This window comes from Undibacterium hunanense (assembly GCF_014284335.1).
GTDB classification, from domain to species: domain Bacteria; phylum Pseudomonadota; class Gammaproteobacteria; order Burkholderiales; family Burkholderiaceae_D; genus Undibacterium; species Undibacterium hunanense.
Window position 1 is genome coordinate 1 of sequence record NZ_JACOGF010000014.1, and the last position, 24,267, is coordinate 24,267.

Sequence of the window (24,267 nt, forward strand, 5' to 3'; positions counted from 1 at the left end):
ATCCCGAACAGGACCGTGAAACGATTACGCGCCAATGATAGTGCTGCAACCAGTGTGAAAGTAGGTTATCGTCAGGCTTTTATTCCGCAAACCCCCGCTCATATACTTGAGTGGGGGTTTTGCTTTTAAGTGAGAATAGTCGATTTTATAGGTGGTTTCGCAGATTTTAGTGAAATAGCCAGGAAAAAGACTAGACAAGAAGCCAGATTGTGCAGTATAATTTTGCTTCTGTTGATGTGGTGACACACATCAATGTTTGTCTGACTAAGCAAGAATATGGGTGCTTAGCTCAGTTGGTAGAGCGGCGCCCTTACAAGGCGTAGGTCGGGAGTTCGAGCCTCTCAGCACCCACCACAGATAAACAGCAGCAACGGTTAAGTAGTTTCGGAGTGGTAGTTCAGTTGGTTAGAATACCGGCCTGTCACGCCGGGGGTCGCGGGTTCGAGCCCCGTCCGCTCCGCCAGTTATAAAGAAAAAAGACAAGCGATGCTTGTCTTTTTTTTCGTCCGCATTTTCCTGCCCAGGCAAGCATCTACGTTGATCCACGAACGCCACTGGAACGCCAGCCCGGTAGCCTCCTGCCTGCACAGGCGCGCCGATATTGGTTTTCACGTTGAATGCCGGCATATCAATACAAGGTCTTGAACTACTCCAACACTTCATCGCCAGCACTGAGAATGCCAGTGGCCAGCCGTCGAGCTTATCAAAACCCCGTCGCTCCAGCGCAGGCTGGAGCCTGAAGTCGTGGTTGATGCGTTGTGCGGTGTGATCAAGAGAACGATTGGGCGATAAGACAGCGGTGCGCGCAGCGCACCCTACTATGCGAGGAGGCGCTGCGACCTGGAAATAAGATAAGAAACCCAGGCAACAGAGCAAGAACAGAGAGCGCATATCGCTCTATTTCCGTTCACCTGTGTGACGAAGTCTGCTTGCAAGCAACTTGGCCTTCCTCCGTCCCTCTGTGCTGAGAGGTTTTAAAGTGCGTTATTAGGGCTGCGCATAAAACAAAACCCCCGCCCAGTTACTTGAGCGGGGGTCGGATAAAACACTTCAGTTCATCACGCAGCCTGTGCGCTGTCCATCTCGCCATCCAGCGCAAACACCACGTCATCCAGCAAGCGGGCCAGTTCTGCAGTCATCAGCACAAAGTCGGCATCAAAGCGTTCTTCTTCATTGCTGCCCTTGTCTTTGCTTTCATCCAGTACATCCAGCGGTTTGATGCGCTTGATTGTCAATGTATCGGTCAGGACGAAGCTGATCTTGTCATCCCAGGTCAATGCCAGTTTGGTGCATTGCTTGCCGGCGCTGATGTGTTTCTGGATATCGTCCGGTTCCAGCGTGTAGCGCACGTAGCGTACGGTGGCCTTGTCTTCGGTGGATGACTTCAGTTCGGTATCCTGGTCTATGGTGAAACCTTTGGGCGCTTCATTGCCGGCCAGCCAGCCTGTCATGGCTGCTTGCGGCGAGGCTTTGGTGCGCAAGCCTTCCAAAGGCAGCTTGTCACAGCATTTCAGCAAGAGTTTGATGACTTCATCGGCCTTGGATGGGCTGGAGGCATCAATCACCAGCCAGCGGTTCACCGGATCTATCCATACATTGGTATTGCGCTTGACGCCAAAGGCGCGTGGCAATAATTCTTCAGTAATGCGCTCTTTCAGGTCTTTCATGGCTTTGCGGCCAGGCGCGAAACCTTGTTCTTCTTCGATTTCCAGCGCACGTGCCTTGGTAACCTGATTGATAACGCTGGAAGGCAGCAATTTCTTTTCAGTTGCAAGCGAAATCAGGAATTGCTGATTGACGCAGTGCACCAGCTGATCATTATTGCGTGGCGACGCCCAGCCCTGGCTCTGCATCTCGTTCGATGCACATTGCGAAAAGGCAATGCGTGACAATTGGGTATGTAACTCCTCGGCAGTGATCTTCCAGGGAGCAGTAAGACGAAAAACTTGCAAATTCTTGAACCACATAGCGTATCCAGACGAAGAAAACCTAGCATTCTACACGCCTGAGACCACACGCTCACGACCAAAAACACCCCTTTTGCGGCAAGAACCAGCGCTTCGTCGCTTTCTGGCATACAGGCTGGATCAGCTTTGCAATACTTCTTCCATCGCAGCAAAACAAACACCCGAAACGATACTGACCGCACTCAAGGAGATCATCATGTTGAACCAAATCATCAGCAACACACCAATCTATGTATGGGCAATTCTGGGCTTTCTGGCTTATCGCGGCATCAAGTCCAGCGTGGACAGGGAATTGAAAGTCAGAACCATCGTCATCATCCCTATCGTCATGCTGGCTTTGTCTGTGCAAGGCATATTGTCCGGTTTTGGTGCTGATCCTGTGGTACTGGCAGCGTGGCTGGCTACGATGTCTGTCGGTGCGGCAATTTCCTGGAGTCTGGTCAGTGACAAGAATGTACGCATCCTGGCAGACAAGGGTACGGTGTTTTATCGTGGTAGCTGGGCGCCGCTGATCATGATGATGGCCATTTTTGTCATGAAATACATAGTCAACGTGGCTTTGCATGTGAATCCTGCCTTGCACACGAATATGCTGTTTGCTGTCATCAGCACTGCTTTGTTTGGCCTGTTCAACGGTCTGTTCCTCGGCAAAATGCTGCGTGTCCTGATCATGTACAAACAAGCAATGTCCACCAATTCCATATTTGCAAGCTCTGCTACGGTATAAAAAGCAATCTGGCAGCTTGTGGAGTAGTAGTAATTCGTAACAAGAAGATGCAAGATTCGCTTGCCGCATCTCAGACAGGGGACAGGGGGAGACAGTATAATGTCCCCTGTCCTTATTTTATTTATTGTCAAAATACAATAAAACCTCTGCGCCATGCTAGCCGAACAAAAACAAGAATTACTGAAATTATTCCAGAATGCGGTTGAACCCCTGTTGGTGGGGACCGAGCTCAAGCCGACGATAGCGCTGGAGCGTCCGCGCGATCCTTCCCATGGTGATGCAGCCTGCAATATCGCCATGCAAATTGCGAAGCCGCTGCGCAAGAATCCACGCGAACTGGCACAGGCGATTGTTGCAGCAGTAGAAGCACAAAATAGCCCGCTGGTTGCCAGCGTGGAAATCGCCGGTCCTGGCTTTATCAATATCCGCCTTGCTGCGTCGGCAAAACAGACAGTCGTTAAAACGATCTTGCAACAGGCTGCCGATTTTGGCAAAAGCCAGCGCGGTGCCGGTGAAAAAGTCATCGTGGAATTTGTATCTGCCAATCCTACGGGTCCATTGCATGTAGGTCATGGCCGTCAGGGTGCGCTGGGCGATGCTTTGTCTGCCTTGCTGGATGCCCAGGGGTATGCCGTCAGCCGCGAGTTTTACTATAACGATGCAGGTGTACAGATAGCTAATCTGGCTCTGTCGGTGCAAGCGCGCGCCAAAGGCTTTGCGCCTGGTGACGCTGGTTGGCCAGAGTCTGCCTATAACGGCGATTATATTGCCGATATCGCAAAAGACTTCCTGGCAAAGAACACCGTTTCTGCCGGTGACTGCGCGCCGGTCACGGCCAGTGGTGATGTGGATGATATTGAGTCCATACGTCAGTTCAGCGTCACTTACCTGCGTCGTGAGCAGGATGCAGATTTGCTGGCCTTTGGCGTCAAGTTCGATAATTACTATCTTGAAACTTCGCTCTACAAGGAAAACAAGGTCGAGTCGACAGTGGCTGCCCTGACGGCGGCTGGCAAGACCTATGAGCAGGATGGGGCACTGTGGTTGCGTACGACGGAATATGGTGACGACAAAGACCGCGTCATGAAAAAGTCGGATGGGACTTATACCTATTTCGTACCGGACGTGGCTTACCATGTCACCAAATGGGAAAGAGGTTACCGCAAGGCCATCAATATCATGGGCAGTGACCATCACGGCACTACTGCCCGCGTGCGTGGCGGCTTGCAGACTTTGAATGTCGGCATACCGCAAGGCTATCCTGATTACATCCTGCACAAGATGGTGACCGTCATGAAGGATGGTGCCGAGGTCAAGATTTCCAAACGGGCTGGTTCTTATGTCACCGTGCGTGACCTGATTGAATGGTCGGGTGGCGGTGATGAGCAGCGTGGCCGTGATGCCGTGCGTTTCTTCCTGATCTCGCGCAAGGCCGATACCGAATTCGTGTTTGATGTCGACGTCGCCCTGGCCCGTTCGGATGAAAACCCGGTGTATTACGTACAGTATGCGCACGCCCGTATCTGCTCTGTACTGGCGCAATATGCGACAGACGAAGCCGCTTTCGCACCGCTGGCCAATGTCGACCTGTCACCATTGACTGCACCGCGCGAAGCCAGCCTGCTGGCCAAGCTGGCAGAATATCCGGAAGCGCTGGAAAAGGCGCTGGATGAACTTGGCCCGCACCAGGTCGCGTTTTATCTGCGTGATCTGGCAGGTGAGTTGCATAGCTATTACAATGCTGAGCGGGTTCTGGTGGATGACGAAGCGACCAAGCTGGCCAGGTTGGCGTTGATGCTGGCAACACGCCAGGTATTGCGCAACGGCCTGGCCCTGATTGGCGTTTCAGCACCTAACAAGATGTAATTTTCCAGCTAATCCAAGCTAACAAACACGTCGGAGACGCATGAAAGCATATCGTAACGCCTCAGTTCTGAAGCATGGCCAGCGCGGTAATACCTTGACTGGCATCATCGTAGGATTGGTCATCGGCCTGGCTATTGCCGTTGGTGTGGCCATGGTGATTACCAAGTCATCCACGCCGTTTACCAACAAAGGTGGCAAATCCGACAAGGCGGACCTGCCTCTGGCACAGTTGCAGGATCCGAACAAGCCTTTGTATGGCAACAAGGATGCCGTGAAAGAAGCTGCCAAGGATGTCGTCAAAGACCCGAACGCACCGGCCAAGCCTGCCGAAACACCGGTGCCACCACCAGTCAAGCCGGCTGAACCCAAGCCAGAAGTAAAGACTGCGGCTGAAAAAGCGGCAGACAAGGCCGCTGATGTTGCCGATGAAAAATATATTTACTTTTTGCAGGTTGGTGCGTTTAAGGAACAGGCGGCTGCTGAAAACAGCCGTGCCAAACTGGCTTTGATCGGCTTTGAAGCACGCATAGTAGAAAAGACATCGGATAGCGGCACCATGTATCACGTACGCATAGGACCATTTTCTCAGCAAGAAACAATGAACCGTATGCGCGCCCGCCTGTCTGAGAATAGTGTGGATGTTGCCGTGGTGCGTACGGTCAAATAAACCTGTAAAGGAACTGAGATGTCATTGTTGAACCGAATTTTTCGTTGTGTGTTGCTGCTTGCCAGCATGAGCCTGATGGCAACTGCGGGTGCTTCGCCTACCATGCCGCAGGCTGGGGTGGAATATCAGGTACTTAAACGTCCACAGCCTGCTGATGGCGGCAAGAAAATCGAAGTGATTGAATTTTTCGGTTATTTTTGCCCGCACTGCAATGCGCTGGAACCCCTGATTGCTGAATGGGTGAAAAAACAGGGTGACAATATCGTCTTCAAGCGTGTGCATGTGAATTTCCACGGCCTGGTGCCACAACAAAAATTGTATTTCACCATGGAAGCCATGGGTAAGGCGGACGAATACCATATGAAGGCTTTCAACGCTTTTCATATAGACCGTAACCGCCTGCAAAGCGATGCCGAAGTCATGGAGTTTGTGAACAAATCCGGCCTCGACAAGCAAAAATTTTCCGATATCTATAACTCTTTTTCCATCCAGAGCAAGCTGAACCGTGCAGCGCAACTGTCGGACGCTTATCAGGTCGATGGCGTACCCTTCATTGCGGTTGATGGTCGCTTTACCACGTCGCCAGTGATGTCGGTGACCACGATAGCGCGGGTGACGGAAGAGGAGCAAAATCGTTCTGTTTTGCAGGTATTGGATTTTCTGATTACTAAAATTCAGAAAGAAAGAAATGCGCCGGCAGCCCCGGCTGCTGCATCATCAACTGCCCCGGCATCAGCAGCCGCAGCCGCACCGGCAAAAGCCCCGGTCAAGAAAAAATAAATAATAGAATCCGCCGTGCTGGCGGATTTTTTCATTGGACGCCATGAAAACTGTCTTTATTACTGGTGCTTCATCCGGCATAGGTGCTGCCCTGGCGCAAGCGTATGCGCAACAAGGGGCAACCCTGGCCCTGGTCGCCAGGCGCAGTGATGTGCTGGAAGAATTGCGCCAGAGTCTGCCTGACCCGGGCCGGCACCATATTTATGCGGTTGATGTGACTGACCATGCGGCACTGGCACAAGCTGCAAACAGCTTCATGCAGGCAGTCGGGCAGGTGAATGTGGTGATTGCCAATGCAGGCATATCGGTAGGTACCCTCAGTGAATTTGCAGAAGACACACAGGTATTCGACCGCGTCTTGCAAACCAATCTGATGGCGACGGTGGCGACTTTCTCTCCCTTCATCGGTGCCATGAAAAGCTATGCCAGGCAGACTGACTGTCGCCTGGTCGGTATAGGCAGTGTTGCCGGCATACGCGGTTTGCCCGGAGCGGGTGCTTACTGCGCTTCCAAGGCCGCCGTTATAAGTTACTGCGAATCCTTGCGGGTGGAATTGCGTGACAGTGGCATACGTGTGGTCACCATTGCGCCGGGTTATATTGATACGCCTATGACACGCGACAACCCCTACCCCATGCCTTTCCTGATGCCGGTGCAGGCATTTTCGAATGCTGCGGTGGCGGCAATCGACGGCGGCGATTCTTACCGTATCATCCCCTGGCAGATGGGAGTGGTTGCCAAGCTGATGCGCATCCTGCCCAACTGGCTGTATGACACCGTTTTTGCCAGGGCACGCCGCAAGCCGCGTGCAGCCAGCGACTGACAGCGTGCAACAGCCTGCCTTGCTGGTGGATGCTGTAGGCGCCATCCATACCCCTTGTACGACGCCACCACGTATCGTCAGCCTGGTGCCGTCGATTACCGAATTGCTGTGTGACCTTGGCTTGTCATCCAGCCTGGTTGGACGCACCGGTTTTTGTATTCATCCTAAAGAAGTGGTTGCCTCCATACCCAAGATCGGCGGTACCAAGGATGTGAATATCGACAAGATACGCAAACTGGCACCCACGCACCTGATCGTCAATATCGATGAAAACGAAAAGCCGGTCGTGGATGCCCTGGCGGATTTCATCCCGCACATCGTCGTTACCCATCCGCTGGTTCCACGTGACAATCTGGCGTTATATCAGTTGCTGGGCAATATTTTTGGCGCGCAGGCAAAGGCCTTGCAGCTATGCCAGCGTTTTGAAGAGGCTTATGCGTCGCTGCCTGCATTACCTGAGCTGTCCGATCAGACTGTCAGACGCAAGCTGGTGTATTGCATCTGGCAAGACCCGTGGATGACAGTCAGTTCTGCTACCTATATCTCAGCCATGCTGGCACTGATAGGCTGGCAAACCTGGTCGCCACCAGACAGTACAGCGCGTTACCCGGCTTTTCGCTGGAATGACGAGATGCTGCGCGAGATTGACGGCGTACTCTTGTCCAGTGAACCCTATCGTTTTACCGAAACCCATGTAGATGCGCTGGAAAAACAGCTGGGCCTGCCGGTGCAACTGGTGGATGGCGAAATGCTGTCCTGGTACGGCAGCCGTGCAATAGCTGGCCTGCATTATCTGAAGCAACTGGCCTGAGGCGCTGGTACAACAAGGTAATGCAATTCAGCGCATTAGCACCTTTTCCGCAATAGATACATATCATTTAAGCAAAAATGCCACACTGATCAGCGCTTTGATTGACACTCCATTGTCGTGACAACCATACTTCTGGACATACCAGTTAAGGTTTTTTGACAATTCTTGGAGAAGTTCGTTATGAGTAAGATGCTTAAGATGCATAAGGCAGTGTTGCTTGCCCTGTATGGTGCAAGTGCCGCAGCGGTTTTTATACCGGGCATGGCAACAGCACAAACCACGACTGCTCCCGCAGCGACGCCCGCAACATCAGTAACACCAGTAACTGAGCCTGGCATGCAGACGGCAACCATCATCGGTTCGCGTCGTGTCAATTCCAGTGCGACCGAAACACCTTTGCCTATCGATTTTATTTCCATTTCCAAATCGGCCGAGCAGGGCGGGCAATTTGACCTGGCGCAGACACTGGCAAATATTTCCCCTTCATTCAATTCCACGCGCCAGACCGGTGCCGATGGCGCCGACCTGGTTGATTCTGCCGCCTTGCGTGGCCTGGGCTCTGACCAGACGCTGGTGCTGGTGAATGGCAAGCGCCGTCATACGGTCGCGCTGGTGAATCTGTTTGGTGCCCGCAATCGCGGCAATACCGGCACCGACCTGAATGCCATCCCGGTGATGGCGATCAGCAATGTCCAGGTCTTGCGTGACGGTGCTGCTGCCCAATATGGTTCCGATGCGATTGCCGGTGTCATGGATATCACCCTCAAGAAAAGCCTGGGTTGCGAAGCCAGTTTTGGTTACAGCCAGTATTCTGCCGGTGACGGTAAAAACTATCTGCCATCCGCGTATTGCGGCATCGCCCTGGGTGAAAAAGGTGTGTTGGGCATTACGGTTGAATATACCGACCGTGGCCGTTCCAACCGGGCCGATCCGGGTAATCCGCGTACCATTGGTGACACCAAGATGACCGGTCCTACCGTCTACCTGAACGGTGAAGTGCCTAACGGCGGCAGTGACAAACTGTATTTCACCTTGGGTACGCAACAGCGCAAGGCGTCTTCTGCCGCCTTTGCTCGCGGTGGCATAGGTTCTGACGATATTCCTTCGCGCAATTCTGCCGCCATGTATCCAAATGGTTTTGTGCCTTACATCAATGGCGACATCAATGATATCTACGGCACCATAGGTTATAAATGGGATATCGGCGAATGGCGGGCTGACCTGTCGCAGACCTATGGTTTCAATGAACTCAAGTACACCACCAGCAATACCCTGAATGCTTCCATTGCCAACAAGGATCTGCTGGCTGGCGGCAAGGGTATCAGCCCGAATCGTTTTGATGCCGGTGGTTTCTCGTTTTCACAAGCGACCACCAACCTCGATTTCAGCCGTTTCTTTGATGGTTTCATGAACGGCGTCAACGTCGCTTTTGGTGCCGAATACCGTCGTGAAAATTACAAGATTTTTGCAGGTGAACCAGGCTCATACAATGACGTTGATGGCGTAGGGTTTGGCGGCAATGCCGGTAGCCAGGGCTTCCCCGGCTTCCAGCCTGGTGACCGTACCGACAAGAACAGGAACAGCGTTGCTGCCTATGTCGATGTGGAAACCGATGTGACCAAGCGCTTTAAAGTGCAGACCGCCATGCGTGGTGAGCGTTATAGCGATTTCGGTTCCACCCTGACCGGTAAACTGGCGGCCAGTTACAAGGTATCTGACGAAATGCTGGTGCGCGGTTCCGTAAGTACCGGTTTCCGTGCGCCGTCCTTGCAGCAAGTGTATTTCTCATCCACCTTCACCGACTTCATTAGCGGCAAGCCCATGGACGTAGTACTGGCACCAAACGGTGGTGCAATCGCCAATGCTGCCGGCATACCTAAACTGAAGGATGAAACCTCCAAGAACTACACCTTTGGTCTGACCTACAAGCCGACCAATGCCTTCTCGATGACAGCGGATCTGTATCGTATCGATATCGCCGACCGTATCGTGTTGTCAGGCCGTTTTGATGCCGATAACTATCCGGCACTGGGGGCAGCGTTGTCCGCTCTGGGTGTGGGTCAGGCACAGTTCTTCGTGAATTCGGTCAATACCAAGACGCAGGGCCTGGATCTGACGGCATCGCATAAAACCAGTCTGGGCAGCGGTAAACTGTCTACCTATCTGGGCTTTAATTACAGCAAGACAGAAGTCACCAAGGTACAGGCGCCGCCATCCCTGCGTGGCTATGAAGATGTTCTGCTGTCCGAACGTGAACGTCTGTTCATCGAACAGGGCGGCCCTAGGATGAAAGCCACACTGACCTTCAATTATGACCAGGGTTCATGGGCAAGCGAGTTCAAAATCATCCATTACGGTTCACAAACCCTGGGCACCTTCTCGGGCACGGCTGCGGGTGTACCAAATGCCTATTACGAACCCAAAACCTCAGCAGATGTGGCTTTGACCTATGCCTTCAATGACACCACCAAGCTGACTGTCGGTGGCAATAATGTGTTCAACGTCAAACCTACACGTCAGGACCCGAACGAAACCGATAATGGTTTTTACTATGACAGCGTGCAGTTTGGCCTGGGTGGTGCGTCATACTTCATCAAACTGTGGAAGAAGTTTTAATCTGTAAAACTTAATCTTTAAAACTTAATCTGTACCGCAAGAGCCCTGGCTCCTGCATTCTGAGAATCGGCCTGGATGTGCATCAGGCCGATTTTTTCTATTAATAATTCCTAAAAATGGAATAATAAATTTACAAATACGGATATTCTTTTATTTTGTGGAATAAGGCAAAGTTACGTCATTCGCGGTGCTGACAGATACTGACTGATGCTGACAGGCGCATATAAGAAACGCGAATCCCTTAAACCCGATTTGAATGGAATCTCACATGTCCCGTCTTGCCATCCCTGCCGTAGAACAATCCCCTGCCACTTCCCAGCCTTTACTCGCTGCCGTCAACCAGCAACTGGGCATGGTGCCTAACCTGATGAAGCTGGTGGGCAATAGCCCGGCTGCCCTTGAAGGCTATCTGTCACTCAGTGGTGCACTGGCCAAAGGCAGCCTGAGCGCACAACTGCGTGAACGTATCGCCCTGACTATTGCTGAATACAATGGCTGCGATTATTGCCTGGCAGCCCACGCTTATCTGGGTAAAAATCTGGCAAAACTCAGTGATGCAGAGATTGACGCGGCACGCGATGCGCATGCAACAGATGCTAAAACCCATGCAGCCCTGCAATTTGCGCTTCAAGTCGCACAACAGCGTGGCCGTGTCAGTGACGCAGAGCTGGGCTATTTGCGTGCTGCCGGGTTTGATGACGCCGCAGTTATAGAAATCGTCTTGAATGTGGCCGTGAATGTGTTGACCAACTACGTCAATAACGTGGCCCATACGGACGTGGATTTCCCGAAAGTGAATCCGCGTTAATTCAGGTCTTGTTGGTCAGCGTCACCCCGGCGATGACCAGCAAGCCGCCTATGATCATGGATGTCAGTATGGGCTCACCCAGGATCAGTGCGCCCAGGCTGATGCCAAATACCGGCACCAGATTATTGAAGACCGCAGTACGGGCCGGCCCTATGCTTTTGACGCCTTCGTAATACCAGACAAAGCCGATGACTGTACCAAAGGCTCCCAGATAGACCAACGCGGCGATGATCTGCAGGCTCATGTGAGCGGGCTCAAAACGAGGTATTTCCAGTGCTGCACCTATGCCCAGCAACAGCAGGCCCCAGAGTGACGCATAGGTCGTGGCAGCAATCGGTGACAATCCTTTCAGCGCATGCCTGCCTATGATGGTGTAGGCCGCCCAGCCGCAAATCGCAGCCAGCATGAACAGCTCGCCCTTGCCGACCGATTGCGATAAATCATGCACGGCCCCCAGCAAATCACCACGGGTGATGACGACCGCCGCACCGGCAAAGGCAATCAGAATGCCCAGCCAGCGTATCTTGCTCAGTCGTTCTCCAAACAACATGGCCAGCGCCAGCGCGGTGACGATAGGATTCAGCGCCACAAACAGCGCCGTACGGCCAGCGGGCATGCGCTCCAGTGCGGCAAAAAAACACAGGTTATACAAAAAGATGCCGGTTGCCCCAAGAGAAAATGTCGCGTGCATCTGTTGCCGCGTCAGTTTAGGCAAGCCACCTTCGAGTCGCCATGCCAGCAGCAATAAAAGAATGCTGGCCACGGAAAAGCGGATAAACGCCGCAATCATATGCGGGATTTCCTTGGCGACCAGACGCCCGGCAATGAAAGTGCCGCCCCAGAACAGAGCGACACAGACAAGTTTCAGGTAAGTGATAACAGGAGTTTTGTTCACGGTGGTGTAGGCTATGCAAAAGCTTGTTAGCCTACACCAAAACCATGAATCAAGTCTTTCGTAACGCTAGTGAATCTCCAATAGCAAAACACTACGCGCAGGTACGTTCAATGTGGGCGCAAGTGCAAAATCCTGCCCTGTGAACACGTCTTTTCCGGTGGCCCTGGTGGGCAGGATTTCGTCAAAGCGCTGCGTTTTAAGTTCTGTAGCAACAGTATTCTTGTTCATCACCACCATGAACTTGTGTTGCTGGTCGTAGCGGAAATACACATAGATACCATTCTGCGGTGCAAAATGCATGAGCTTACCGCTGTGGATGGCAGTCTGGGTCTTGCGCCAGTTCAGCAGTTTTTTGATAAAGGCCTGTGCTTCCAGTTGTCTGGGGTTAAGCCCTGCACCGGTGAAGGCATTCACCGTATCGCCCGCCCAGCCACCGGGAAAGTCTTTCCTGAAAGCGCCATCATCCCGGTGTTTGGTACTGGTCATCAGGATTTCCGTGCCATAGTAAAACTGCGGGGTGCGCGGCATGGTGGCGACGTAGGTGACGGCCATCCTGAACAAATCCAGGTCTTCATCCAGGGCGCTGTACAGGCGGCTGACATCATGATTGCCTTCAAACAGCACCATTGCCGATGGTTGTGGATACAACTGATCATTGACCAGGCTTTCATACAGAGTGGCAAAGCCGGAATGCAGGTTTTCTGGCGCAACCAGTGCTTTGCGCAGGGTATCGTGCAAAGGGTAATCCATCATGCTTGGCATGTGGGATACATAGCCATTCGCATTCTTGTGCCCGCGCAGCCAGTGGGCGACCAGATTCGGATTGTCTGACCATTCTTCACCGACCAGCGTCAGATGCGGATATTCCTGCATGATGCGGCGCGACCACTGTGTCAGAAATGCGGGGTCGGAATAGCCGTAAGTGTCAGCGCGTATCCCTGCCAGCCCGGCATACTCTATCCACCAGATAGTATTTTGTATCTGGTAGTTGGCTACCAGGGGATTGTTCTGGTTCATGTCCGGCATATGTACTTCAAACCAGCCCTGGGTGTAATTCTTTTTATCGATGGCGGAGGCATACGGGTCACTGACCGTGGTGCGTGCATGGTAGGTGGGTACAAATTCACTGTCATGGCTGAGCCAGTCTTTGCTGGGCAAGTCTTTCATCCACCAGTGGCCATCGCCGATATGGTTGAGCACGATATCCTGTATCACGCCTATGCCCTGCTTTTTGGCCTCGGCTACCAGTTGCCGGTATTCTTCGTTATTGCCCAGGCGCGCATCGACCTTGTAATAGTCGCTGGTCGCATAGCCATGGTAAGAATAGCTTTGTTGATTGTTTTCCACGACCGGCGTCGGCCATAACATGGTGTAGCCCATGCTGGCAATGTAGTCCAGATGGTCACGTATGCCTTTCAGATCGCCCCCATGCCGACTGGCACTGGCATCCGCACGGTCGAGCTTGTCGGTAAAGCCGGGCAGGCTGTCATTGCCGGTATCGCCATTGGCAAAACGGTCTGGCATGATATTGAGGATGACATCTGCCGGACCAAAGCCAGGTCTTTGCGCCGAATTTTTTTCACGCGCTTTCAATTCATAGGGGATGACAATTTCTTTATTACCCTGACGCAGGATGATGTTGAATTTGCCTGCCCTGGCAACGGGTGAAATCTGCAGATTGAGAAACAGGTAATTCGGATTGCTGACTTTGCTGGTGCCATCAAGTTTGACACCTGGATAATTGATGGATGGCGTATAGCCCGCAATCTGCGGGCCATGCAGCATCAGTTGCAACTGCGGGTTTTTCATACCTGCCCACCAGAAGCCGGGTTCCACGTGGTCCAGGCTATTGGGTTGTGCTAATGCGGGTGTCGTGATCAGTCCGGCCAGCATTGGTATCAGCACCATTTTCGCCATCAACCGGATAGGCAGGTCAGGGAATTGCATAGGGTCGCCTTCTTTTTATTTTTTGTAATTAAACTACATTTGTAATTAATTATAGGATTTAAATCATTATCTAAGGGTATTTTTTATATTTTATGTGTATCAAAGATACATGATCGAGGGTGTTGTTTATGCCAGTCGCGACGTTAGCCTTGATTCCAACCGTGTTTTAAAGCTGGAAATGAGGGGAAGATCTGCCTCTTTTATACGCATCCTGCGGCAGTTTTCTTTGTTATTTTTAGACTCGTGGCAATTGGAAGAGAAAAGCAGCGAAACCGCTGCGCTCAGACTGGAATCCCAAGGGGGGTATATGAATGATATTACGAGTTTAAAAGCGTTTTTCGGTGATGTGCAGGAACTGCAAAGCAAGCTGAAAACCAGGATGACCGATGTAGAAAGCACTGCCGACAAATTCAAGGCGGCTTTTCAGGCTGCTGCCAAACCGGGGACCAAAGACACGATCGTAGCGGCACTGAAAGATGCAGTGTCTGGCGACAGTAGTAATAACAGCAACAACGGCACCAGCAGCGCTGCTTCTGATCTGGCAGGCCAGATACAGGCAACACTGGCGGCCTTGCAGCAGCAATTGCAAAACAAGATCACCCCGGCACCAACGCCAGCCGCTTCGGCGACCAGTGATGCGGTCAGCAGTGTGGCTGCAAGCACTGCCACGGCTGCCACCGCCACTACCGCCGCTGCTGCGACCACTACAAGCACTACAAACACGACCAACGCTGCAAACGCTACTACGGCGGCAACTGCGGTAGCTGCTGCGACCAGTGCGGCATCTGAGTCTGCCACTGCAACGGCAGCAACGCCGCCCGCGCCGGCACCAGCCATCGCCGCCGTCAATACCACGCATACGCCATACCGTGTCTACGATCCGACTAATCCTTCCGCTTTTGTGGAACCGACCAACCCAGGTGGCGGCCCCAACCTGCTGGCATCTGACCTGGTATTCAATCCCGACCCGCGACCTGATTCACCCTTGTCGGTCGCCTTGCCTACCGCAGCCTATGGTTCGGCAGAATGGAAAGATCAGATCCAGACCTATAAGGCTACCTATGAAAAACTGGGTGCCGACAATGCTGCCTGGAACCAGAAAAATATGGAATTGCGCAAGCAAACTTTGCTGGCTTCGCCTTACGCAGCCTTCGCCGGCTATCAGGGACAGAACGCCGCTGCTGCGGCTGATCCATACACTCTGGCGTCTGCTGCCAGCAGAGCTGCCATCTGATCTGCTATCTGATTTCATGGTATCGGGTTTGCCTGCGCTGATGTCGGCGCAGGCATCAAGCATGGTCCGGCGTGATTCAGCCGGACAGCTTCACCTGCCTGTCAGACACCAGGTTTTTTGCCTGCCGCAATAAGCGTGTCTGCGCATATTTCCTGTTTCCATACTTCCTCGTTTTCCCTCCTTCTAACGATTCCAGCGATTCATGTCTTGCTGGCCGTGGATAAAATTCCGAGTATCCGTCCAGGCTATGACGCAAAGAGTTTGCTATCTGGTTTGCCGTACACTATTGCGCTAGTGCCCGCTATGAGGATTTGAAATCATTTCATTTATTTTCAGCGGTATGGAATAAAACGGCGCTGCCTGACGTTTATCCCTTTGTAAGATCGTGAACAGGTTTTAAGCCGCATTAGTCTGTATGGCTTGTGCAAGGTCTTGCATCGACTTTATCTATACAACCAGGAGTTCCTTGATGAAAATTCGCCAAATTTGCCTTAGTCTGTCTTGTGCCGCCATGCTGCTGGGTGGTTATTCCGTGGCCCAGGCCCAATCCATGCCCAAAGCCGCCGATGGTGTGCTGGTCAGCGCCAGTGGCATGACACTGTATAGTTTTGACAAAGATGTTGCAGGCAGCGGCAAAAGTGCCTGCAATGGCCCTTGCGCAACCAACTGGCCGCCGGTTCCGGCACCAGCCCAGCTGCCAGCCGGCAAGTATTCTGTAGTGACGCGTGACGATGGCAGCAGCCAACTGGCGTATGACGGCAAGCCTTTGTATCTGTATGCGGCTGACAAGCAGGCTGGTGAGCGCAATGGCGATAATTTCAAAAATGTCTGGCACATCGTCAAACCATAATTGATGCCCATGTTGATGACGGTCATGAACCGCAGCGCCCCTGCCTATGCTCGATAAACAGTCCAGCCATACGCAATTGCTGGCCTGTATCCCTCGCCTGCGTCGCTATGCGCGGGCGCTGGTCGGGGACAGGGCGGGTGCCGACGACCTGGTGCAGGACACCATGGAGCGCGGCTGGAGCCGCTTGGCCGGATTTTTACCCGGCAGCGATATGCGCGCCTGGCTGTTCAGCATCATGCACAATTTACGGATTGACCACTTGCGCAGACCGGTGCTGCCTACCGAAGCCTTCGAAGACGAAGCGCGGTTGCCGCCGGTACCGGCAGAGCAGAGCCAGGGTCTGGAATTGCGTGATCTACAGGCGGCACTGATGCAATTGCCCCTGGAGCAGCGCGAAGTCTTGCTGCTGGTGGCGCTGGAAGAAATGCCCTATGAAGCCGTGGCGCAGGCCCTGAATATACCCGTGGGGACGGTAATGTCGCGTCTGTCACGCGGGCGTGAGAAGTTGCGTGCCATCATGGAAGGCCGGTCACAGCCAACTGTGCTGAAGGTCGTCAAATGAAGAAAGTACCAGCATGAAACAGGCCCCCATCAGCGAAGCAGATCTGCATGCCTATGTCGATGCGCAGTTGTCGCCTGCGCGCCAGGCAGAGGTGGAAGCCCATTTGCAGGCATATCCGGATGACGCCCGGAAGGTAGATGCCTGGCGCCAGCAAAATGCCAGCCTGCATCTGCTGTTTGACCCTGTCATAGAAGAGGCCTTGCCCGACAGGCTGGTGCAGGTACCAGTGGACCGTTTGCCGGTGCGCCGGACAGGGTGGGGCTGGCAGCATCTGGCTGCCGGGGTGGCCATTGCTTTTGTCAGTGCGGGCATGGGCTGGTTTGCAAATGACTTGCATGGCAAATCGGGTGAAGCGGGTTTGCTGGCTTTAGGGCCGGGTCAGGTACCAAGGGTGGGCGTGCAAAATGCAGCAGCCTTTGCCCACCAGGCTGCCGTTGCGCATCTGGTGTACAGCCCGGATGCCCGGCGTCCGGTAGAAATCGGTGCCGAACAGGAAACCCAACTGGTCGCGTGGCTGTCAAAGCGCATAGGCAGTCCCATGCATGCGCCCAAGCTGGGCAAACTGTCGTATGAACTGGTGGGCGGCCGATTATTGCCAGGCGGCAGTGGTCCGGTGGCCCAGTTCATGTATCAGGACGCCAGCGGCCAGCGCCTGACCCTGTATGTAAGTACAGACCAGGTACATAACAAGGACACGGGCTTCAAATTCATGCAGGAAGACAAGGTCAATGTCTTTTACTGGATAGACGGCAAATTTGGCTATGCCCTGTCTGGCAATATCAGCAAAACTGAGTTGGCTCGCATCGCCAGTGCCGTCTACGAGCAACTTGATAAACCGTCTTAGCCCGCACCAGGTCACAGGAGATTTTGCAGCGACATATTTGTCACGTTAAGTAAAACTGAGTGACAGCTGCCCGGAAAATATCTATTCTTTCCCGTCTGATGCCGGACAATATGATTCCCGGCCTTACATCCAGGATAGACGCATGACACACAGGAAGGAAATCGCCAGTTTGCCCCGCCGCACATTTAGCAGCCTGCTGGCCGGGTTGATGGTGTGCTGCCTGGCAGCCAGCCAGCCAGCCAGTGCAGCCACAGCGGTGTCGACCACCACATCCGCCTTGCCCACCTATGGTTATCAGGTGGTGAACAGCTATCCGCATGATGCAAATGCTTTCACCCAGGGTCTGTTTTACAAGGATGGCTTTTTGTATGAAAGCACTGGTTTGCAGGGACATTCATCGGTACGCAAGGTAAAACTGGAAACCGGTGAGGTGATACAAAAGATCGACTTGCCCAGGCAAATTTTTGGTGAAGGCATTACTTACTGGGATAACCGCCTGATAGGCATTACCTGGACATCGCAGGCAGGGTATGTGCTGGATCTGAACAGCTTTGCCTTCCAGAAAGAATTTGCCTACAAGGGCGAAGGCTGGGGCCTGGCGCGCAACGACAGTGAAATCATCATGAGCGACGGCACCGCAGAATTACGTTTCCTGAACCCAGAAACACTGGCCGAAGTGCGCCGGATCAAAGTAACCGCACGTGGCAAACCGGTCGATCAGTTGAATGAGCTGGAATGGGTCAAGGGCGAAGTGTTCGCCAATATCTGGCAAACCGACAAAATTGCCCGCATTGATCCCAAATCCGGCAATGTGACGGCCTGGATAGATCTCAGCGGCTTGCTGCCGATACGTGAACGCATGATGAGCAATCCTGATGTGCTCAATGGCATCGCCTATGACGCCGCGCATGACCGTTTGTTCGTGACTGGCAAGCTGTGGCCACGGATTTATGAAATCCGCCTGCTCAAGCGCTAATACAGATTGCTTACGATGAAAAAATTCTTTTATCTGAACGCGTTTGGCATATTGCTGGGCGCGCTTTCGTTTCCCAGTCAGGCGGCTGAATCTGATCTGGAAAATCGCCTTATTCAAGCACTTTCCATCAAAAATAATGGCACGGATAGACAGGCGCAATCACGCCCCGTGATCACCGCCTACAAGCAGGCTGGCATCTTGGCCCGGCAGACGGACGCGCGCGCTGATTATGTTGATTTCTATCTTTTGCGCAAGCCAGCCAGTTTCATGGGGCATAAACTGGTGTTGCTGGAAGAAGAATACATGGATACCTATGTCGGCTGTTGTGTCAGCCCAGGCATGGGTCTGGTGGTGCAGGTGAGTGACAGTACAAAAAACATGCAGAATTTTGCGGAAAAAAATGCCTGCACTTTTAAACCGCATGCAGATGTATTTGACACCTTGAAGACTTACGGTATCAAAAATAAGTTACCCAAAGTCGATTACGCCTCACTCAGTTGCCGGGAAAGGGATGCGCAGAAGTAAGTTAGACTTGCATAAGCCTGCTTTGTTGTATATAAAGTAAGTCCTTGTACTTATCAGCGTCCAGGCAAGTCTTCTTCTTCAGGAGCGCACCATGTCCCAGTCTTATCGCACCCCGTCCGATATCCATCCCAGTCTGACCTACGATGATGCACCCGCAGCAGTAGACTGGCTGGTGCGTGCCTTTGGCTTTACCTGCCGTTTTGTCGTACCCGGGGAAGGCAATCGCATAGAGCATTCTGAACTGAGCCTGGGTACAGGTGTGGTCATGGTCAGTTCGCCCAAGGCAGAAACCCACCATGTCAGTCCCAGATCTTTGACCGGGATTTCACAGGCGCTGAGTGTCTACGTGGCTGACCCGGATGCGCATCATGCGGTGGCCATCGCTGCCGGCGCCAAACTGGTACGTCCCTTGCAAACGGAAGAGTACGGCGCACGCGGTTATATGGTGCTCGACCCCGAAGGCCATCTCTGGTATTTCGGCAATTATCGTCCTGGTGAATACTGGCAGGATGCCGCGACTTAAACCGGCGCACTGTCGGTCAGGTTTACATCACTTTTTTTCATTTTCAGGAGATTGAATACCATGCATAAAGGCAGCTGTCATTGTGGCAAAATCGCATTTGAAGTAGAAGGTGAGATAGGAACTGCACTCGCCTGTAATTGTTCCATCTGTCAGCGCAAGGGATCACTGCTGTGGTTTGTGCCGCGTGATCACTTTCACTTGACGACACCTGAAGATGCAGCCAGTACTTATGACTTCAATAAGCATGTGATACATCATAAATTCTGCCCTGCTTGCGGCATCCATCCTTATGCTGAGGGCGTAGACCCGAAAGGCAATCGTGTAGCAGCAGTCAATATACGCTGCCTGGAAGATATAGATCTGGCAGCCATACCTGTGCATCACTATGATGGCCGTGCGCTGTAGAAGTATGGCTGATATGCTGAACAAGTGCCTGGGTAAGTTTTGGATATTGCTGACTTTGGTAAGTCTGTGTTCACTGTCTGTGCATGCGGCTGATTTTCCAGATCAAAAGCGCACAGCAGCGGTAGCCGAACTGAAGCGCCTGTCCGATGCCTGGGACCAGGCAATAATACGCAAGGACAGGGCCGCAATTGAATCCAATATGACAGAAGATTTCCGTCAGATAGATGGCAGCGGTGATATCGAAACCAAGGCCAGTTTCGTCGATGGATTAGTGTCAGATAAACTGGTGCTTGATCCCTATACAGTGGAAGATTTTGAAGTGCGCCTGTATGACAATGTCGCCCTGCTCAGTGGCCGTACACAGATGACAGGGCGCTACGATGGCAAGCCTTTCAAATCACATTACCGCTATATCGACATCTATATCAAGCGCAATGGCAGATGGAAAATAGTCAGCGTGCAGATCAGCAAAATACCTCAGCAATAAGCATACTGGGCCCTGTGACAGGGACTGTATGCATCAAAAATTATTTCACCACAAAACGCATGATGCCGTCACCGCCCAGTTCCCTGCGCAGAATGTTGTCAAACCAGAGCTTGTGCAAATGTGCCAGGGCTTCACCGATGGCAAATGTCAGTTGATGTGCATCCAGCGGGCGGCGGAACATGATGGGGACGATGTCTGCCGCTGACTGCGGTGTGCTGCAGGCTTCTTTGACTTCTGCCAGGCGCTCTGCATGGTGATCCTGCAATTGCTGGACGCGGGTATGCAGGCCCTTGAAGGGTTTGCCATGTGACGGCAGGATCAGCACGTCTTCTGGCAGTGGCAGGTATTTTTGCAGCGAATCCAGATATTGCTGTACTGGATTGGCTTCAGGCTCTATCGCAAATACCGAGACATTGGTCGAAATGCGCGGCAGCAGCATGTCGCCCGAGATCAGGATATTCAGTCCGGCACAATACAGCGACGCATGCTCGGGTGAATGACCAAAGCCGCAGATGACTTGCCAGTGGCGCTGATTGATGACGACATCTATGCCTTCTTGCAGGCGACGATAAGCGGTCGGCACGGTTGGCACCAGGCGGGTGTAATGGTTCTTTCTTTCCTGTATCTGGTCTTGCATGGCGGTATCTACCAGGCCATGTTTGCGGAAATGCGGGAACATGGCCGTGCCATCCGCACCGGGCAGGCTGGCCGACATCATGCGGGCAAACGCATATTCGCCTGCTGTCATCCAGAGTTGACAATTCCAGCGGCTGCACAGCCAGTCGGCCAGGCCTATGTGGTCAGGATGGCAGTGGGTGGCAATGACGCGGATGATGGGCAGGCCGCGCAGATGATTGTTGAGGTCCCCAAACAGAATTTCCCAGGCGTCGCGCGTGGCATCGCTGGCAATGCCACAATCGATAGCGGTCCAGCCATGTACCTGTCCCTGTTCGGTTTCGATGTCATCTTCCAGCAGCCACAGATTGATATGGTTCAGTGCGAATGGCAGTCCCATGCGTATCCACAGCACACCCGGCGCAATTTCCATGGTTTTGGCGGTGTCCGGCAGGGTTTCGCCAAAAGGGTAGTGCAGTTGTTGTTCCAGTAAGTTCATGGCCTGACCTGTCTCTGTTGTTATTGTGATGGCGCAGGCATCTCTGTGCCTGCTCTTTTTCGCATTATGGTTGATTCCAGAAGCGCTGGAATAGCCTACAATGCGATTTAAAACTATTTGACGTTAACGTAAACTGTAATTAACGCAAATTGTAATCAGAAAATCGTTTCTGTGTTTTTTCAACAGACTTTGACCATGGCCACTTACACCATTACCGACCTTGCCCGTGAATTTGACATTACGCCGCGTGCGATACGATTTTATGAAGACCAGGGTTTGCTTAGCCCCAGCCGCGAAGGACCGGGCGGACGTAACCGTATCTACACGGCACGCGAGCGTACGCATTTAAAGCTGACCCTGCGTGGCAAACGTTTGGGCCTGAGCCTGTCGGATATCAAGAGTCTGGTCGACATGTACCGGTCCCCTAAAGATACCGAGGTACAGTTGCAGAGTTTTCTGGTGGTGCTGGCCAGGCACAGGGCAGCGCTGGAACAGCAGCGCGAAGACATAGAAATCATGCTGGCCGAAATCAGCGCGCATGAAGAAAAAAGCCGCAGCCTGTTGGCACAGGCAAGTACTAAGCCGGAATAAGCAGGCCGGAATAATCAGGTTGGAAATCGGCGTTCAGCTTTTAAAAAGGAGACTAAGATGCTTAGTTTATTACCTAAGTTATTGCTCAATCTGCAATTTTTCTCGGTCGGCTTTGTCTTTTACGCAGCACGTTATCCGGAAAAAATCACCGTTAAAAATGCCATGCGGCTGATATTGACGGGCGTATGCCTGCTATTGCTGGCCCTGTGTTTCGGTGTTTTTATGTCACACAAGACCATTGCAGCCACTTTGTTCGAGATCAACAGCGGCAATGACCATCAAATGGGCGTTATTTACGGCGTCAGTGCGCTTTACCTGGCGTTTTTATGTGGCGTATGGAATGTATCCCGCTATTTTTTCCATCCTCAGGTCAAGGCCAAATAATTGGCGGGGCAGGGATAGTCAAACTGAAAAGCGTCAAATTGTTGAATTGACGTTTACGTAAACGTCAATTGGTCGTATTATTTTTGCCTGAACTGGTTTTTCCGTCGTTATGGAGGTTTCATGAGTAATCAGGCAACACATCAGACAGCCGCTGCACTGGATCATAAACTGGCCCTGAGCTTGCTGGAAAGCTTCAACGCACAGGGCGCATTGATGGCCTGGAATGCCCGCCTGACCAGCATCACCCCCGGTGCCTGCGAAATCAGCCTCCCTTTCAGTGATGTAGTCAGCCAGCAGCATGGTTATTTCCATGGCGGCGTGATAGGCACGATCGCCGATGCAGCGGGTGGCTATGCCGCTAATACGCGATTGATGCCGGTGAGTGAGTGCTTAACTGCCGAATACAAGATCAATATCGTCGCACCAGGCAAGGGCGATACCCTGATTGCGCGTGGCAAGGTATTGAAGGCAGGCAAAACCCTGGTGGTATCCAGCGCCGAAGTGTTCGTAGTGCATGAAGGCAAGGAAAAACTCTGCGCCATCATGCAGCAGACTTTGTTCGTGATACCCAAGACAGAATCGAAGATGTAGGTAGTACTATGGCTGGCATGCTTGATCATAAGTTAACATAAGCCAGCGAATTTCAATTTTATAAAAGTGTGAGGACGACATGCTCCATTTACCAGGTTTGACTTTTGATCACGGCGAAGACATTGCCGCCCTGCGCGAAGCCGTGCAGCAATTTGCCCAGGCAGAAATTGCCCCGCGTGCTGCCGAGATAGACCGCAGCGACCAGTTCCCCATGGATCTGTGGCGCAAGATGGGTGACCTGGGCATTCTGGGTGTGACCGTCAGTGAAGAATACGGTGGCGCCAATATGGGCTATTTGGCACATATTATCGCCATGGAAGAAATTTCCCGCGCCTCTGCCTCTGTCGGCCTGTCATATGGCGCCCACTCCAACCTGTGCGTGAACCAGATCAAGCGTAATGGCACAGAAGAACAAAAAGCCAAATATCTGCCTAAGCTGATCAGCGGCGAACACATAGGCGCGCTCGCCATGTCCGAGCCAAATGCCGGTTCCGATGTGGTCAGCATGAAGTTACGTGCCGACTGGAAGGGTGACCGCTGGGTCTTGAACGGCACCAAGATGTGGATCACCAATGGCCCGGATGCCGATACCCTAGTGGTGTATGCCAAGAATGATCTGGAAGCCGGCCCGCGCGGCATGACGGCCTTCCTCATAGAAAAAGGCTTTAAAGGTTTCAGCATCGCGCAAAAGCTCGACAAACTCGGTATGCGTGGCTCCCACACAGGTGAGCTGGTGTTCGAAGATTGCGAAGTCCCGGCAGAAAACGTACTCGGCGGCCTGGGCAAAGGCGTCAATGTTTTGATGTCTGGCCTGGATTTTGAACGCACTGTCCTGTCCGGCGGCCCGCTGGGCATCATGCAGGCCTGTATGGACGCAGTGGTTCCCTATGTGCATGACCGCAAGCAATTTGGCCAGCCTATCGGTGAATTCCAGTTGATGCAGGGCAAGCTGGCAGACATGTATTCCACCATGATGGCGTGCAAGGCATATGTGTATGCGGTTGGCCAGGCCTGTGACCGCGCCAAAACGCCAGAAGCAGTACGCGCCCTGCGTAAGGATGCGGCCGGGGCGATTTTGTATTCCGCAGAAAAAGCCACCTGGATGGCGGGCGAAGCCATCCAGACCCTGGGTGGCAACGGCTATATCAATGAATACCCGGTTGGCCGTCTGTGGCGCGATGCCAAGCTGTATGAAATCGGCGCTGGTACCAGCGAGATACGCCGCATGTTGATAGGCCGTGAATTGTTTGCAGAAACCAAATAAGCCATTTGCG

25 protein-coding genes and 2 tRNA genes are annotated in these 24,267 nt (G+C 52.7%); 23 read left to right on the plus strand and 4 right to left on the minus strand.

Features of this window, described 5'->3' with window-relative positions:
* The first annotated feature begins 278 nt into the window (after nucleotides 1-278).
* A tRNA-Val gene (locus tag H8L32_RS21980) sits at nucleotides 279-354 on the plus strand.
* A 32-nt stretch (nucleotides 355-386) separates the two neighbouring features.
* Nucleotides 387-463: transfer RNA gene (locus tag H8L32_RS21985), tRNA-Asp, on the plus strand.
* Nucleotides 464-1,058: 595 nt separating this feature from the next.
* Here H8L32_RS21985 and H8L32_RS21990 read toward each other — a convergent pair.
* A complete protein-coding gene (locus H8L32_RS21990) occupies nucleotides 1,059-1,967 on the minus strand; it encodes a recombination-associated protein RdgC (RefSeq protein WP_186949426.1) in 909 nt (302 codons plus the stop codon).
* On the opposite strand from H8L32_RS21990, the gene H8L32_RS21995 reads away from it, so the two are divergent.
* The 8 genes from H8L32_RS21995 to H8L32_RS22030 all read left to right on the plus strand — a co-directional run bounded on the left by H8L32_RS21995 (nucleotide 1,882) and on the right by H8L32_RS22030 (nucleotide 11,065).
* On the plus strand, nucleotides 1,882-2,694 hold the full coding sequence (locus H8L32_RS21995; protein WP_329605219.1) for a DUF6622 family protein: 813 nt from the start codon (nucleotides 1,882-1,884) through the stop codon (nucleotides 2,692-2,694). The genes H8L32_RS21990 and H8L32_RS21995 overlap by 86 nt on opposite strands.
* A gap of 153 nt (nucleotides 2,695-2,847) precedes the next feature.
* Entirely contained in the window at nucleotides 2,848-4,560 is a 1,713-nt protein-coding gene (gene argS, locus H8L32_RS22000) for an arginine--tRNA ligase (RefSeq protein ID WP_186949430.1), read from the plus strand.
* A gap of 40 nt (nucleotides 4,561-4,600) precedes the next feature.
* Nucleotides 4,601-5,227, plus strand: coding sequence for an SPOR domain-containing protein (locus H8L32_RS22005; RefSeq protein ID WP_186949432.1), 627 nt, complete (start codon nucleotides 4,601-4,603; stop codon nucleotides 5,225-5,227).
* 18 nt (nucleotides 5,228-5,245) lie between these two features.
* Nucleotides 5,246-6,007 carry a thiol:disulfide interchange protein DsbA/DsbL gene (locus tag H8L32_RS22010; protein WP_186949434.1) on the plus strand — a complete coding sequence of 254 codons (762 nt, stop codon included), beginning with the start codon at nucleotides 5,246-5,248 and terminating at the stop codon, nucleotides 6,005-6,007.
* Nucleotides 6,008-6,050: 43 nt separating this feature from the next.
* Nucleotides 6,051-6,830: an SDR family oxidoreductase gene (locus tag H8L32_RS22015; protein WP_186949436.1), complete on the plus strand. Its 780-nt coding sequence runs from the start codon at nucleotides 6,051-6,053 to the stop codon at nucleotides 6,828-6,830.
* Complete coding sequence (locus H8L32_RS22020) at nucleotides 6,814-7,641, plus strand: helical backbone metal receptor (RefSeq protein ID WP_408058961.1); 828 nt, start codon at nucleotides 6,814-6,816, stop codon at nucleotides 7,639-7,641. Before H8L32_RS22015 ends, H8L32_RS22020 begins: the two co-directional genes overlap by 17 nt.
* 180 nt (nucleotides 7,642-7,821) lie before the next feature.
* Nucleotides 7,822-10,257 carry a TonB-dependent receptor plug domain-containing protein gene (locus tag H8L32_RS22025; RefSeq protein WP_186949439.1) on the plus strand — a complete coding sequence of 812 codons (2,436 nt, stop codon included), beginning with the start codon at nucleotides 7,822-7,824 and terminating at the stop codon, nucleotides 10,255-10,257.
* A 268-nt stretch (nucleotides 10,258-10,525) separates the two neighbouring features.
* Nucleotides 10,526-11,065, plus strand: a complete 540-nt coding sequence (locus H8L32_RS22030) for a carboxymuconolactone decarboxylase family protein (RefSeq protein ID WP_186949441.1) — start codon at nucleotides 10,526-10,528, stop codon at nucleotides 11,063-11,065.
* Between the two features lies 1 nt (nucleotide 11,066).
* Here H8L32_RS22030 and H8L32_RS22035 read toward each other — a convergent pair whose 3' ends face one another.
* Complete coding sequence (locus H8L32_RS22035) at nucleotides 11,067-11,960, minus strand: DMT family transporter (RefSeq protein WP_329605220.1); 894 nt, start codon at nucleotides 11,958-11,960, stop codon at nucleotides 11,067-11,069.
* 66 nt (nucleotides 11,961-12,026) lie between these two features.
* Entirely contained in the window at nucleotides 12,027-13,907 is a 1,881-nt protein-coding gene (locus H8L32_RS22040; protein ID WP_230412358.1) for a glycoside hydrolase family 13 protein, read from the minus strand.
* Nucleotides 13,908-14,214: 307 nt separating this feature from the next.
* Between H8L32_RS22040 and H8L32_RS22045 the strand changes: the two genes are divergently transcribed.
* From H8L32_RS22045 to H8L32_RS22085, 9 genes are all read left to right on the plus strand, one after another.
* The gene (locus H8L32_RS22045; RefSeq protein WP_186949443.1) at nucleotides 14,215-15,141 is read left to right on the plus strand and encodes a hypothetical protein; all 927 of its coding nucleotides are present in this window, start codon (nucleotides 14,215-14,217) and stop codon (nucleotides 15,139-15,141) included.
* A gap of 469 nt (nucleotides 15,142-15,610) precedes the next feature.
* A complete protein-coding gene (locus H8L32_RS22050; protein ID WP_186949445.1) occupies nucleotides 15,611-15,991 on the plus strand; it encodes a COG4315 family predicted lipoprotein in 381 nt (126 codons plus the stop codon).
* Nucleotides 15,992-16,037: 46 nt separating this feature from the next.
* Nucleotides 16,038-16,553 carry an RNA polymerase sigma factor gene (locus H8L32_RS22055; protein ID WP_186949446.1) on the plus strand — a complete coding sequence of 172 codons (516 nt, stop codon included), beginning with the start codon at nucleotides 16,038-16,040 and terminating at the stop codon, nucleotides 16,551-16,553.
* Nucleotides 16,554-16,566: 13 nt separating this feature from the next.
* Nucleotides 16,567-17,397, plus strand: coding sequence for an anti-sigma factor family protein (locus H8L32_RS22060; RefSeq protein ID WP_186949449.1), 831 nt, complete (start codon nucleotides 16,567-16,569; stop codon nucleotides 17,395-17,397).
* Nucleotides 17,398-17,539: 142 nt separating this feature from the next.
* Nucleotides 17,540-18,373: a glutaminyl-peptide cyclotransferase gene (locus tag H8L32_RS22065; RefSeq protein WP_230412359.1), complete on the plus strand. Its 834-nt coding sequence runs from the start codon at nucleotides 17,540-17,542 to the stop codon at nucleotides 18,371-18,373.
* Nucleotides 18,374-18,388: 15 nt separating this feature from the next.
* A complete protein-coding gene (locus H8L32_RS22070) occupies nucleotides 18,389-18,898 on the plus strand; it encodes a hypothetical protein (protein WP_186949451.1) in 510 nt (169 codons plus the stop codon).
* Between the two features lie 91 nt (nucleotides 18,899-18,989).
* Entirely contained in the window at nucleotides 18,990-19,421 is a 432-nt protein-coding gene (locus H8L32_RS22075) for a VOC family protein (RefSeq protein ID WP_186949453.1), read from the plus strand.
* A 60-nt stretch (nucleotides 19,422-19,481) separates the two neighbouring features.
* On the plus strand, nucleotides 19,482-19,826 hold the full coding sequence (locus tag H8L32_RS22080; RefSeq protein ID WP_186949455.1) for a GFA family protein: 345 nt from the start codon (nucleotides 19,482-19,484) through the stop codon (nucleotides 19,824-19,826).
* A gap of 4 nt (nucleotides 19,827-19,830) precedes the next feature.
* Nucleotides 19,831-20,313: a nuclear transport factor 2 family protein gene (locus H8L32_RS22085; protein WP_222619457.1), complete on the plus strand. Its 483-nt coding sequence runs from the start codon at nucleotides 19,831-19,833 to the stop codon at nucleotides 20,311-20,313.
* A gap of 40 nt (nucleotides 20,314-20,353) precedes the next feature.
* Here H8L32_RS22085 and H8L32_RS22090 read toward each other — a convergent pair whose 3' ends face one another.
* On the minus strand, nucleotides 20,354-21,427 hold the full coding sequence (locus tag H8L32_RS22090) for an MBL fold metallo-hydrolase (protein ID WP_186949459.1): 1,074 nt from the start codon (nucleotides 21,425-21,427) through the stop codon (nucleotides 20,354-20,356).
* Nucleotides 21,428-21,622: 195 nt separating this feature from the next.
* Between H8L32_RS22090 and H8L32_RS22095 the strand changes: the two genes are divergently transcribed.
* The 4 genes from H8L32_RS22095 to H8L32_RS22110 all read left to right on the plus strand — a co-directional run bounded on the left by H8L32_RS22095 (nucleotide 21,623) and on the right by H8L32_RS22110 (nucleotide 24,257).
* Entirely contained in the window at nucleotides 21,623-22,018 is a 396-nt protein-coding gene (locus H8L32_RS22095) for a MerR family transcriptional regulator (protein ID WP_186949461.1), read from the plus strand.
* Between the two features lie 57 nt (nucleotides 22,019-22,075).
* A complete protein-coding gene (locus H8L32_RS22100) occupies nucleotides 22,076-22,402 on the plus strand; it encodes a hypothetical protein (protein ID WP_186949463.1) in 327 nt (108 codons plus the stop codon).
* 120 nt (nucleotides 22,403-22,522) lie between these two features.
* Complete coding sequence (locus H8L32_RS22105; protein WP_186949465.1) at nucleotides 22,523-22,993, plus strand: PaaI family thioesterase; 471 nt, start codon at nucleotides 22,523-22,525, stop codon at nucleotides 22,991-22,993.
* Nucleotides 22,994-23,072: 79 nt separating this feature from the next.
* Nucleotides 23,073-24,257, plus strand: a complete 1,185-nt coding sequence (locus tag H8L32_RS22110; RefSeq protein WP_186949467.1) for an isovaleryl-CoA dehydrogenase — start codon at nucleotides 23,073-23,075, stop codon at nucleotides 24,255-24,257.
* Nucleotides 24,258-24,267 lie beyond the last annotated feature (10 nt).

What these genes read in the sequence shown, in the direction of transcription:
- H8L32_RS21995 (WP_329605219.1), top strand. Translation starts at nt 1,882, where the DNA reads ATGCGTGACAATTGGGTATGTAACTCCTCGGCAGTGATCTTCCAGGGA.
- H8L32_RS21990 (WP_186949426.1), bottom strand. Translation starts at nt 1,967, where the DNA reads ATGTGGTTCAAGAATTTGCAAGTTTTTCGTCTTACTGCTCCCTGGAAG.
- argS (WP_186949430.1), top strand. Translation starts at nt 2,848, where the DNA reads ATGCTAGCCGAACAAAAACAAGAATTACTGAAATTATTCCAGAATGCG.
- H8L32_RS22005 (WP_186949432.1), top strand. Translation starts at nt 4,601, where the DNA reads ATGAAAGCATATCGTAACGCCTCAGTTCTGAAGCATGGCCAGCGCGGT.
- H8L32_RS22010 (WP_186949434.1), top strand. Translation starts at nt 5,246, where the DNA reads ATGTCATTGTTGAACCGAATTTTTCGTTGTGTGTTGCTGCTTGCCAGC.
- H8L32_RS22015 (WP_186949436.1), top strand. Translation starts at nt 6,051, where the DNA reads ATGAAAACTGTCTTTATTACTGGTGCTTCATCCGGCATAGGTGCTGCC.
- H8L32_RS22025 (WP_186949439.1), top strand. Translation starts at nt 7,822, where the DNA reads ATGAGTAAGATGCTTAAGATGCATAAGGCAGTGTTGCTTGCCCTGTAT.
- H8L32_RS22030 (WP_186949441.1), top strand. Translation starts at nt 10,526, where the DNA reads ATGTCCCGTCTTGCCATCCCTGCCGTAGAACAATCCCCTGCCACTTCC.
- H8L32_RS22040 (WP_230412358.1), bottom strand. Translation starts at nt 13,907, where the DNA reads ATGCAATTCCCTGACCTGCCTATCCGGTTGATGGCGAAAATGGTGCTG.
- H8L32_RS22045 (WP_186949443.1), top strand. Translation starts at nt 14,215, where the DNA reads ATGAATGATATTACGAGTTTAAAAGCGTTTTTCGGTGATGTGCAGGAA.
- H8L32_RS22050 (WP_186949445.1), top strand. Translation starts at nt 15,611, where the DNA reads ATGAAAATTCGCCAAATTTGCCTTAGTCTGTCTTGTGCCGCCATGCTG.
- H8L32_RS22055 (WP_186949446.1), top strand. Translation starts at nt 16,038, where the DNA reads ATGCTCGATAAACAGTCCAGCCATACGCAATTGCTGGCCTGTATCCCT.
- H8L32_RS22060 (WP_186949449.1), top strand. Translation starts at nt 16,567, where the DNA reads ATGAAACAGGCCCCCATCAGCGAAGCAGATCTGCATGCCTATGTCGAT.
- H8L32_RS22065 (WP_230412359.1), top strand. Translation starts at nt 17,540, where the DNA reads ATGACACACAGGAAGGAAATCGCCAGTTTGCCCCGCCGCACATTTAGC.
- H8L32_RS22070 (WP_186949451.1), top strand. Translation starts at nt 18,389, where the DNA reads ATGAAAAAATTCTTTTATCTGAACGCGTTTGGCATATTGCTGGGCGCG.
- H8L32_RS22075 (WP_186949453.1), top strand. Translation starts at nt 18,990, where the DNA reads ATGTCCCAGTCTTATCGCACCCCGTCCGATATCCATCCCAGTCTGACC.
- H8L32_RS22080 (WP_186949455.1), top strand. Translation starts at nt 19,482, where the DNA reads ATGCATAAAGGCAGCTGTCATTGTGGCAAAATCGCATTTGAAGTAGAA.
- H8L32_RS22085 (WP_222619457.1), top strand. Translation starts at nt 19,831, where the DNA reads ATGGCTGATATGCTGAACAAGTGCCTGGGTAAGTTTTGGATATTGCTG.
- H8L32_RS22090 (WP_186949459.1), bottom strand. Translation starts at nt 21,427, where the DNA reads ATGAACTTACTGGAACAACAACTGCACTACCCTTTTGGCGAAACCCTG.
- H8L32_RS22095 (WP_186949461.1), top strand. Translation starts at nt 21,623, where the DNA reads ATGGCCACTTACACCATTACCGACCTTGCCCGTGAATTTGACATTACG.
- H8L32_RS22100 (WP_186949463.1), top strand. Translation starts at nt 22,076, where the DNA reads ATGCTTAGTTTATTACCTAAGTTATTGCTCAATCTGCAATTTTTCTCG.
- H8L32_RS22105 (WP_186949465.1), top strand. Translation starts at nt 22,523, where the DNA reads ATGAGTAATCAGGCAACACATCAGACAGCCGCTGCACTGGATCATAAA.
- H8L32_RS22110 (WP_186949467.1), top strand. Translation starts at nt 23,073, where the DNA reads ATGCTCCATTTACCAGGTTTGACTTTTGATCACGGCGAAGACATTGCC.